The organism is Nocardia rhizosphaerae, assembly GCF_042650365.1.
Lineage (GTDB): Bacteria > Actinomycetota > Actinomycetes > Mycobacteriales > Mycobacteriaceae > Nocardia > Nocardia rhizosphaerae.
The window spans coordinates 599,858-609,074 of record NZ_JBHSBA010000015.1; the positions used below are offsets into that span (position 1 = coordinate 599,858).

General features: G+C 70.5%; 9 protein-coding genes. 3 read left to right on the forward strand and 6 right to left on the reverse strand.

Annotated elements, in window-relative coordinates; all coding sequences use genetic code 11:
- The first annotated feature begins 82 nt into the window (after positions 1 to 82).
- The gene (locus tag ACFOW8_RS24945) at positions 83 to 1,621 is read left to right on the forward strand and encodes a condensation domain-containing protein (protein ID WP_378553906.1); all 1,539 of its coding nucleotides are present in this window, start codon (positions 83 to 85) and stop codon (positions 1,619 to 1,621) included.
- Here ACFOW8_RS24945 and ACFOW8_RS24950 read toward each other — a convergent pair whose 3' ends face one another.
- The 6 genes from ACFOW8_RS24950 to ACFOW8_RS24975 all read right to left on the reverse strand — a co-directional run bounded on the left by ACFOW8_RS24950 (position 1,622) and on the right by ACFOW8_RS24975 (position 7,698).
- On the reverse strand, positions 1,622 to 2,932 hold the full coding sequence (locus ACFOW8_RS24950; protein WP_378553907.1) for a pyridoxal-phosphate dependent enzyme: 1,311 nt from the start codon (positions 2,930 to 2,932) through the stop codon (positions 1,622 to 1,624).
- Positions 2,932 to 4,347: a decarboxylase gene (locus tag ACFOW8_RS24955; RefSeq protein WP_378553908.1), complete on the reverse strand. Its 1,416-nt coding sequence runs from the start codon at positions 4,345 to 4,347 to the stop codon at positions 2,932 to 2,934. The genes ACFOW8_RS24950 and ACFOW8_RS24955 overlap by 1 nt, the downstream gene beginning before the upstream one ends.
- Positions 4,344 to 5,594, reverse strand: coding sequence for a copper chaperone (locus ACFOW8_RS24960; RefSeq protein WP_378553909.1), 1,251 nt, complete (start codon positions 5,592 to 5,594; stop codon positions 4,344 to 4,346). Before ACFOW8_RS24960 ends, ACFOW8_RS24955 begins: the two co-directional genes overlap by 4 nt.
- Before the next feature lie 33 nt (positions 5,595 to 5,627).
- Positions 5,628 to 6,899 carry an aminotransferase class V-fold PLP-dependent enzyme gene (locus ACFOW8_RS24965; RefSeq protein ID WP_378553910.1) on the reverse strand — a complete coding sequence of 424 codons (1,272 nt, stop codon included), beginning with the start codon at positions 6,897 to 6,899 and terminating at the stop codon, positions 5,628 to 5,630.
- A gap of 41 nt (positions 6,900 to 6,940) precedes the next feature.
- Complete coding sequence (locus ACFOW8_RS24970) at positions 6,941 to 7,375, reverse strand: CBS domain-containing protein (RefSeq protein WP_378553911.1); 435 nt, start codon at positions 7,373 to 7,375, stop codon at positions 6,941 to 6,943.
- Between the two features lie 89 nt (positions 7,376 to 7,464).
- Entirely contained in the window at positions 7,465 to 7,698 is a 234-nt protein-coding gene (locus tag ACFOW8_RS24975) for a hypothetical protein (protein ID WP_378553912.1), read from the reverse strand.
- A 364-nt stretch (positions 7,699 to 8,062) separates the two neighbouring features.
- On the opposite strand from ACFOW8_RS24975, the gene ACFOW8_RS24980 reads away from it, so the two are divergent.
- Positions 8,063 to 8,287: a DUF397 domain-containing protein gene (locus ACFOW8_RS24980; protein ID WP_378554670.1), complete on the forward strand. Its 225-nt coding sequence runs from the start codon at positions 8,063 to 8,065 to the stop codon at positions 8,285 to 8,287.
- A gap of 18 nt (positions 8,288 to 8,305) precedes the next feature.
- On the forward strand, positions 8,306 to 9,190 hold the full coding sequence (locus ACFOW8_RS24985) for a helix-turn-helix domain-containing protein (RefSeq protein WP_378553914.1): 885 nt from the start codon (positions 8,306 to 8,308) through the stop codon (positions 9,188 to 9,190).
- Positions 9,191 to 9,217: the final 27 nt, after the last annotated feature.

A 9,217-nucleotide genomic window follows, 5' to 3' on the forward strand; every position in this document is an offset into this window, starting at 1 on the left:
TCACAATCCGGTAACTGATTGTTCATATCCGCTCATTAGCGTTTCGAATCTGTTCGGCACACAGGTGTGGAGGTTGCGAGGCGTGTTCGACCCCGGGTCGGGGATCAGGTCGGGGGGATACGGCGCCGGTCGCGGCGTGCTGACGGCGCAGCGGCGATCCGGCGGGCCGACCGGTTCCTTCCGGTCCGCCGTGCCACCGCTGGTATCGCCCGCGCCGCAACCCCGCCCGGCGCACGTGCCGCTCGCCCCCGCCCAGGAGCGGATGTGGCACGCCGCCCGGCTCGGTAGGTCCGCGGACTGGAACGTGGCCAGGGCGGTGCGGCTGCGCGGGGCCGCCGTCGACGCCGGTGTCCTGCGTGCGGCGCTGGCCCAGGTCGTCGCGCGCCACGAACCGCTGCGTACCCGCTATCCGCTCACCGAAGCCGGCCCGGCCCAGCGGGTGGCCGACCCGGACACGATCGACCTCGATGTGGCCGAATCGGCCTGTAGCACTGCCGAACTCGGCGGGCTGGTGGCCGAGCTGGCGGCGCGGCCGTTCGACCTCGCCCGTGACCTGCCGGTGCGGGCAAGGGTGTTCGTGCTCGGCCCTGACGAGGTGGTGCTCGCGCTGGTCGTGCACCACATCTCGGTCGACGGCCGCTCGCTCGGTCCACTGCTGCGCGACCTGGTGACGGCCTATCTGGCCTGCCGTGCCGGAACCACCCCGCAGTGGCCGCCGCTGCCGATCAGCTACACCGACTACACCCTGTGGAAGCACGCCCAGCTCGGTGAGTTCTCCGACGAGTGGAGCCGGGCGACCCATCAGCTGCGCTACTGGGCCAACGCGCTCGCCGGACGGCCCGCGCTGCTGGATCTGCCCGCGCGCGAACCACAGTCGCCGCCGGTCGACCCCGCCGCCGGTGCGCTGATTCCGGTCACCTTCGATCGCGGTGCCCACGCGGGGCTGCTCAGGCTGGCCATGGACGCGCGCGCGAGCCTGTTCATGGTCCTGCAGGCCGCGTTCGCGGTGACCGTCGGCGCGTTCGCCCGCTGCGCCGATGTCACCGTCGCCACCGCGGTGTCCGGGCGGGGGCACCGGCTGCTCGATGATCTGGTCGGCAACTTCGCCGACGACGTGCTCATGCGCGTGCGGCTCGACCGCGCCGCCGACGTCGACGAACTGCTCGATCAGGTGCGCCGGGTGGCGCTGGCCGCCTACGCCCATCCCGACACCCCGAATCCCCGGCTCAAGCGGTGCCTGCTGCAGGACCCGGCATTGCCGCTGTTCCAGGCGACGCTGATCCTGCAGCGGGCCGAGGCGCCGCAGCCGGAATCGGCGGTGGCGCCCGGCTTGTCGATCACCGACCTGCCGACCGGGGTGGTCAGGGCCAAGCACGATCTCGAATTCGGGCTCACCGAGCACTACGATCGGCACGGCGCGCCCGCCGGTGTCGACGGCTCGTTCCGGTATCCGATCGCGCGGTTCGACGAAGACACCGCGCACCGGTTCGTCGAGCGATTCACCGCGGTCGTCGGGCTGCTCGCCGACGGCTATCGCGGACCGCTCGCACCCTTGCTCGCGACGGCGGGCAGGCGCCGCGCCCTGCCCCCGGCGCGCCGGGCCGTGCGCGTACCTGCCTGATCAGCCGCCGCGTTCGAGCGGATAGCCGGCATCGCGCCAGGCGACGATGCCGCCGGCGAGACTGAACGCGTCGTAGCCCGCGCCGTGGGCGAGTGCGGCGAACCGCAACGAGGCCGCACCGACCGGGCACACGAACACCACCGGTCGCGAGCGCGGGAACGGCACGCCCTGGCCGAACATGTCGTCGAGCTGGTCGTCGCGGACATTGATCGCGCCAGGCACGTGCCCGACCCGGTAGGCCATGGCGCCGCGGGTGTCGACCACGGTCGGCCTGCCGGTGCGGTCGAGGTCGGCCAGTTCGGCGGCGGTCAGCGTCGGTGCCGCCGACAGATCCGGCGGTGCGGGTGCGGCCGCCGCGCCGAACAGGTCGGGCCTGCGTTTGGCGAAGTAGGACAGGTACGGTTCGAGCCGGTCGCACACGATCAGGACCGCGACCAGCGGCCGGTCGGCCGGGCGCGGCGTGTCGGCCAGGACGCGGTGCGCGGCAGCGTATCCCGCGCCGCTGGTCGGTCCGGCGAGCACGCCGAAGGCGCGGGCGAGGGCGAGGGTGGACTCGATGGCGGCGGCGGAGTCGACGGTGACGATCTCGTCGTAGAAGTCGGGCCGGAACAGGCCGACCTCCCACATCTCGCGTTCGGAGCGGATGCCGGGGATGAAATCGTCACGATCCGACACCACCCCGACGGTGCGCAGCGCCGGATGGTGTTTGCGCAGTGCGGTGGCGGTGCCACGGGTGGAGCCGGTGGTGCCGAGACCGCCGACGAGCACATCCAGGTGCGTGATGCCCGCCGCGGCCAGGTCGGCGGCGATCTCGGTGCCTGTCCCGTCGTGGTGGGTCTCGATATTGCGTTCGTTGGTGTACTGCGAGGGGTGGAACCAGCGGTCCGGTGCCTGGCCGATCGTCTGGGCGATGACCGCCGAGACATCGTCGGCGGCGTGCGGATCGGGGCATTCCGAGAGCCCCGGCAGCTCGACGATCTCGGTCCCGAGCAATTGCAGCAGCTGCTTGACCTCGGCCACCCTGATCCGGTTCGTCACCGCGCGCAGCGGAATGCCGTGCAGTGCGCCGAGCACGCGCAGCGCCTTGGCGGTGTTGCCGCTCGAGGCCTCGATGAACGACCGCCCGTCCGCGGCGACCCGGTCGATGTCGTCGGCGATCATGGCGAGCGCGACGCGGTCCTTCACCGAGCCGAAGGGGTTGTGCGACTCCAGTTTCGCGTACAGCTCGACCCCGTCGAGCCCGTGCCCGGCCGGGTCGAGCCGCAACAGCGGTGTGTTGCCGATCAGCTCGGTGATGTGCTGGTAGACCATCACACCACCACCCCGTCGGGCCGGTAGTCCGCGTCCGGGCACAGCGTGAACCCGCTGTCGTCCCGGCAGACCGCGACTTTCGCGGGCAGCGGGTGCATTCCGGCGATGGCCGCGGACAGGTCCATGTGATAGGCGGCGGTATTGGCGAACACCACCCGATCGCCCGGCGCGGGCACGCCGTCGAGCCGCACCTGCCGCTGGGTGATCAGATCCCGTTCCAGGCACAGTCTGCCCGCGAAGAACACCCCTACAGGTTCGTCGCGCGCGGTGGCCGACAGCACGATCGGGTCGATGAGCACCTCCTGGTCGGCGGCGGTGACGGTATCGCGGCTCAGGTCCAGATGCACCAGGGTCGCGCCGTTGCCCGCCTGCTTGACGAATTCCACCGTGGCGATCGTGATGCCGGCCTGATCGACGAGTGCCTTGCCCGGCTCCAGCCACAGGTCGAGCAGGTTGTCGGCCAGCACCCGGTCCATGGTGTGTCCGCCGTGTCCCGGGAGCGGGGTGGCGAGCAGGTCGGCGAGGATCGCGGCGGCCGGTTCGGTGTTGGCGTACTTGTGGTAAACCGGTCCGCCGTGAATCGCGCCGCCGCAGACCTGGTACCCGAAGGTGGCCGCGCCCCACTGTAGTGCGGGCCCGGTGCCCCGCAGGCCGGCGCGCAGCGCCGCGTCGTAGGCGTCGTAGGCGGTGGCGTCGGCGGTGAACACCTGGCGCAGGCCACCCCCGATATCGAGAACGCTCGGGGCCAGCTCCCTGGTGTAGGCCAGTTCGATCAGGCGCAGGCAATCGGTGACCGCGCCGATCCGTTCGGCGGTGGCCGCGGTGTCGAGGTGAAAGGCGAAGCCGAGCAGCCGCAGCCGGGCGCGGTGCCGGACGAGCAGCTCCAGCGCCGCACCGGCAGCGCCGAGATCGATCCCGAACCGGCTCGGGGCGCCCTCGGCGAATCCGGAGATCCGCAACAGCACCGGCACCGGCGAATCCGGCCCGGCCATGGCGACCAGCGTCTCCAGCTCCCACAGGTTGTCGACGTTGATCGTCGCGCCCGCGGCCACGGCCTCCCGCAGCAGTGCCACGCCCTTGGGCCCGGTCACCTCGATCCGGTCGCCGGCGAACCCGGCCGCTTGCGCTGCCCGCAATTCCCACACCGAGGCCACATCGATGGCGATCCCCGCGGCCGCGGCCGCGCGAGCGAAGGCGCCGGAGCGATTCACCTTGTGCGCGTAGCAGATCCGGTAGCGCGGTGCGGCCGCGTCGAGCACTGTGCGCAGCGCGGTCAGGTTCGCGTCGAACACCTGCGGGAAAACCAGGTGCACCGGGCTGCCGAAACGGCGCAGGGCCGCGTCGACGGCGCCGCGATCGGCGAGGAACGCCGCGACCACCGGGGCCACGGCGGCGGGGACGGCGGGCGGGGTCATCCCACCGCCGCGCCCGGCGCCTGCGCGCCCGCCTGGTCGACCGGGTTGTAGCCGCCGTCACGCAGCGCCTCGAACACGCGGAACCGGTTGCGCGGGCTGCGGATCCTCGCCTCGACCCGCTTGGCGGCCAGATCGATGCCGAGCACCGGTATGTCCATCGAGGTCAGTAGCGCGGTGATGGTGCGGACACAATGCTGACAACTCATGTCCGGCACGTAGAACACCCCGTCGTCCCCCTGTCCCTCCCCTGGATCGAGGACCGTGGCATCCTCGACCACTCGCACCGTAGGCGCCAGCGCCGCGAAGGTCGTCACGAAGTGATCGACCACCGTCGCCAGCACGTGCACCGCCTTCCCGTCGACCGTCTGCGGTGTGGCCGCGAGGCAGGCAGGCCTGGTTCCGGTGGGCAACAGGGCGTACTGCCGCGAGATCAGGTCCAGATCGTCGTGGTACCTGGCCACGGCGGCCGCTACGTCCATGCCCTCCTCGGTGGTGGCGCGGTGCATCACCGCCTCGGCGTCGGCGAGCGTGGCGTCCTTCATGGCTCGCAGGAGCGCGATCGAATCGGGGGAGTAGCGCACACTGCCGTCGGGCTGGGTGACCAGCCGCACCGGGATCATGCCGCGCCGGTAGGTCGAGGCCTGTAGCTCCCAGAACCAGCGGGTCGCCACTGCCGCGAAGATGCCGGAATCCCGCATCCCCCTGGCGAATTCGACGATGTCGCGGTATGGGGTGTCGCCGGCGATCAGGCCGTGTTGGGTCAGTGCTCGTCCCGCCGCCTCGACGCCGACCCGGAAGATCTCGGGCGGCTCGTGGTCGGTGGTCGTGGCGGCGAGCACCGCGCGGTCACGCTCGGACAGCGCCGCCGACCGTTCCGGCACGCCGGAGCCGGCCAGCGCTCGCCACAGCGTCAGCACGGTCTCCCTGGCCAGCACTGCGAGCTCGGGACCGGCGCCCTCGGTGTGGTAGTACCCGGTGTTGGGGATGCCCGCGCTGTCGGTCCAGGTGAGGCGATGGGTCGCGCTGGTCACCTGTTCGGGTCGGCACGGCCGCATGAATCGTTCGAGATACATCCGCTGCGACTGGGTCAGCGCGCTGCCTGGTTCCGGCCGCAACGGGGTGGCGCGCACCGCGATCCGGGTCGGCGCCTGCGGCTCGGTGTCGGCGAAGAGCCCGGGCGCGGCCAGCCCGGCCAGTACCCGGGACGCGGCGCGGCGATCGTACGGCTGCGTGGAAACGGTGCCCATGGATGCTCCTCGGTTTCGGTGACAGGGGAGTGTTCACGACCCCGCGATGCGGGTCAGGTAGGCGGCGAACCGGTCGATCTCGTCGAGGGTGTTGTAGAGGTGGGTGCTCACCCGGACCGAGCCGGCCCCGGCCTCGGCCGATGGCACACAGTGCGCCCCGGTGCGGACCAGGAACCCGGCATCGGCCAGGACGAAACCGAGGTCGGCGGCGCTGATCCCGTCCAGGGTGAACGAGACGATCCCGTACCCGACGGCACGGCCCGCGTGTGCGGGTCCCGGCAGGAATTCGAGTCCGGGTACCGGGCGCAGCCGGGCGATGAGCCGCAGGGTGAGCTCGCGGTTGTGCGCGGCGACCGCGGTCGGATCCAGCTCGTCGAGCAGGTCGAAAGCCGGTGCCAGCGAGAGGATACCGGGAATGTTGGCGGTACCGCCTTCCAGTAGCCGCGGCATTCCCGACCCGACCAGCCCGTCGGCACCGACCCGTACCCCGGAGTTCCCGCCGGGCAGGAACGGCCGCAGCCGATCGTGCACCCGCCGGTGGCAGTAGAGCAGCCCGACGCCCGGCGCCGCGAACATCTTGTGCCCGGCGAACACCGCGAAGTCCGCGCCGAGGTCGCGGACATCGACCGGCAGGTGACCGCCGCTCTGCGAACAGTCGAAACACAGCAGGATCGCCGGATCGATCCGGCCGCGCAGCTCCGCCAGCGTGGTCAGGCCACCGTAGACATGATGCAGGTGGCTCGTGGTGATCAGCCGGGTCCGCGGCCCCACGGCGGCCAGGATGTCGGCGACGTCGGCCTCGCCTGCCGCCGTCGTGCGGTAGGGACGCAGCACGATCCGGTGCCCGAAGCGGGCCATGGTGTCGCGCAGGTGATGCCACGGCAGCACATTGGCGGCGTGGTCGGCCGGGCTGTAGAGGATCTCGTCCCCGTCGGCGAGCTGGGCCGTTCCCCAGCTGTGCGCGATCGCGCCGAGCGCGGCCGTCGCCCCGCTGGTGAAGACGATCTCGTCCGGGTACTCCGCGCCGACGAATCCGGCGGCCCTGCCACGGATCGCCTCGATCCGCGCGGCCAGCGCGGTGGCCCAGCCGTAGGTGCCCCGGCCGGCGTTGGCGGTCTGCGCGGAGTGATAGGCGGTGACGGCGGTGATCACCGCCTGTGGCTTCTGTGTGGTGGCGGCACTGTCGAGATACACCACCGCCGGATCGGCCAGCGCGGGGAACCGGTCGCGCACCGACGCGGGGACCGGGGTGGGCGCGTGCGTGGTCACCGGGACGGCGGCGAGCTCGGGCCGGAGAGGGTGCACCAGATCAACGATACGCGCGGGCAACGATTTTCGGCCCGCGGTCAGTACCTGCCCTGCAGATAGTCGACCAGGTGGCCGCGTTCGGTGGCGAGTTCGGTGATCTCGCTCTTCACCACGTCGCCGATGCTGACGATGCCGACGAGCCGACCACCGTCGACCACCGGCATGTGCCGGATCCGGTGCTCGGTCATCACCGCGTGCAGCGAGGCGACATGGTCGTCGGGGGCGCAGGTGCGCACCCGTTCGGTCATGATCTCGGTGACCGGGCGGTCGAGCAGCTCGGCGCCGTGCCGGTCGAGGTGGCGGACCACATCGCGTTCGGAGACGATGCCGCTGATGGACGCCCCGTCCGAGGAGACGAGCACGGCGCCGATATTGCGCTCGGCCAGCACCGTGAGCAGCGCCCGGACCGTGGTGCCAGGGGGCACCGTGGTCACCGCCGTACCTTTGTTCCGCAGGATTTCCGCTATCCGCATGTGCCGCTCACCTGTATCCGCACCCGACCGTTGTGGTCCAGAATGCCCGGACCCGGGTACGGTGACCAGCACGAAGACGTTACAACCGGTTACTCGTCGTCCAGCCCGGCCGAGAGGTAGGCAGCTGCGGCCAGCCACTGCCTGCACTGCGGACCGTGCACGTCGTGCTGGGTGAGCATTTCGCGGGCCTGCCGGTAGGTGAGGGCGTGCGGCTCGTCGTTGCACGAGCTCGACGGTGTGCCGTAGGCGCCGGGGTGACGCGAGACCTCGAGGCCCGTGGTCGCGGCCGTGACCCGGTGGGGTGTGCGAAACGACGTGCTCATCGGCAGCCCCTCGTATCCGGTGAGTGGAAGGCCGGCTCGACGCGCTCCGCCGACGTTCCTTCCGTGATCTTGCTGCCCGAGTCTACGGTGCGTTCTTTTGCAGATGCAAGCACATCTGCACACTCGGTTCGGGCGTGTCGCACCGTAGAAGAGGTTGTGGCGCTTCGGAATTCAGGGGGCTGGACGGCTCTGGTCGAGGTCGGCTCCCGATCGTGTCGTCGGGTAAGTACCGACCGGTGCGCGGTGTGGTGAACCGTGTTAATGTCCCGGGCGAACCGTGCAGATGCAAGAACATCTGCGCGCACATCTGCAACTTTCGTACCGATGGTCGACATTCGATATCGAGGAGTGCTGCGTGTCCGGAATGCACCATGATCAGCGTGAACGCCCCGCCACCGGTGTGTGGCGCAAGAGTACGTTCAGCAACCCCAGTGGCAACTGCGTGGAGGTGGCCGAGGCGTCGGACGGTTCGGTGGCCGTGCGCAACTCGCGCGACCCGCAGGGCTCGGTCATCTTCTACACCCGCCCCGAGATCGACGCCTTCATCCGCGGCGCGAAGGCCGGAGAGTTCGACTACCTGACGTCGTGATCGGTAATATCACGGTCCATGACGGCTGAACCCGACGAGATCGGTCGCGTGCAACCCGTTGTCGACCGTGGCCCTACCGTGCTGCGAATCGCCCTCGGTGGCCAGTTGCGCAAACTGCGCGAGAGCAAAGGCATCACCCGTGAGGCCGCGGGCGAGGCGATCCGTGGCTCACACGCCAAGATCAGCCGGCTCGAACTGGGACGCACCGGCTTCAAGGAACGCGATATCCGGGACCTGCTCACGCTCTACGGTGTGCACGACACCGTAGAGCGTGAGTCGTTCTTCGAGCTGGCCAGGCAGGCGAGCGAACCGGGCTGGTGGCACCGCTACAGCGACCTGCTGCCGTCGTGGTTCAGCACCTACCTCGGGCTCGAGCAGGCCGCCAGCCAGATCCGCACCTACGAGGCCCAGCTGGTGCCCGGTCTGCTGCAGACGCCGGAGTACACCAGGGCCATTGTCACGCTCGGCCTCGACGACGCCGATACCGAGCGCCGTGTCCAGGTCCGCCAGCTGCGCCAGGACGTCTTGCACCGGATCGATCCGCCGGTGGTCTGGGCGATCATCGACGAGGCAGTCCTGCACCGCCCGATCGGTGGCCGCGACGTACACCGAAGACAGCTGCACTACCTGGCCGAGCTTGCGGACCTGCCGCATGTCACGGTGCAGGTACTGCCGTTCGCGGCGGGTGTGCCCGCCGCCGCGGGCAGTTCGTTCAGTATCCTGCGGTTCGCCGAGCCCGAGCTGCCCGACATCGTCTATCTCGAACAGCTGACCAGTGCGCTCTACCTCGAGCGCAGGCAGGATCTGGCGCTGTACCTGTCGGTGATGGACCAGCTCAGTGTGCAGGCCGTCCGGCCCGATCGCTCGCGCGAGATGCTGCTGGAGTACGCCGACCGGCTCTGAGGTGGGCCGCGCGGAAGTGGTGGGCGC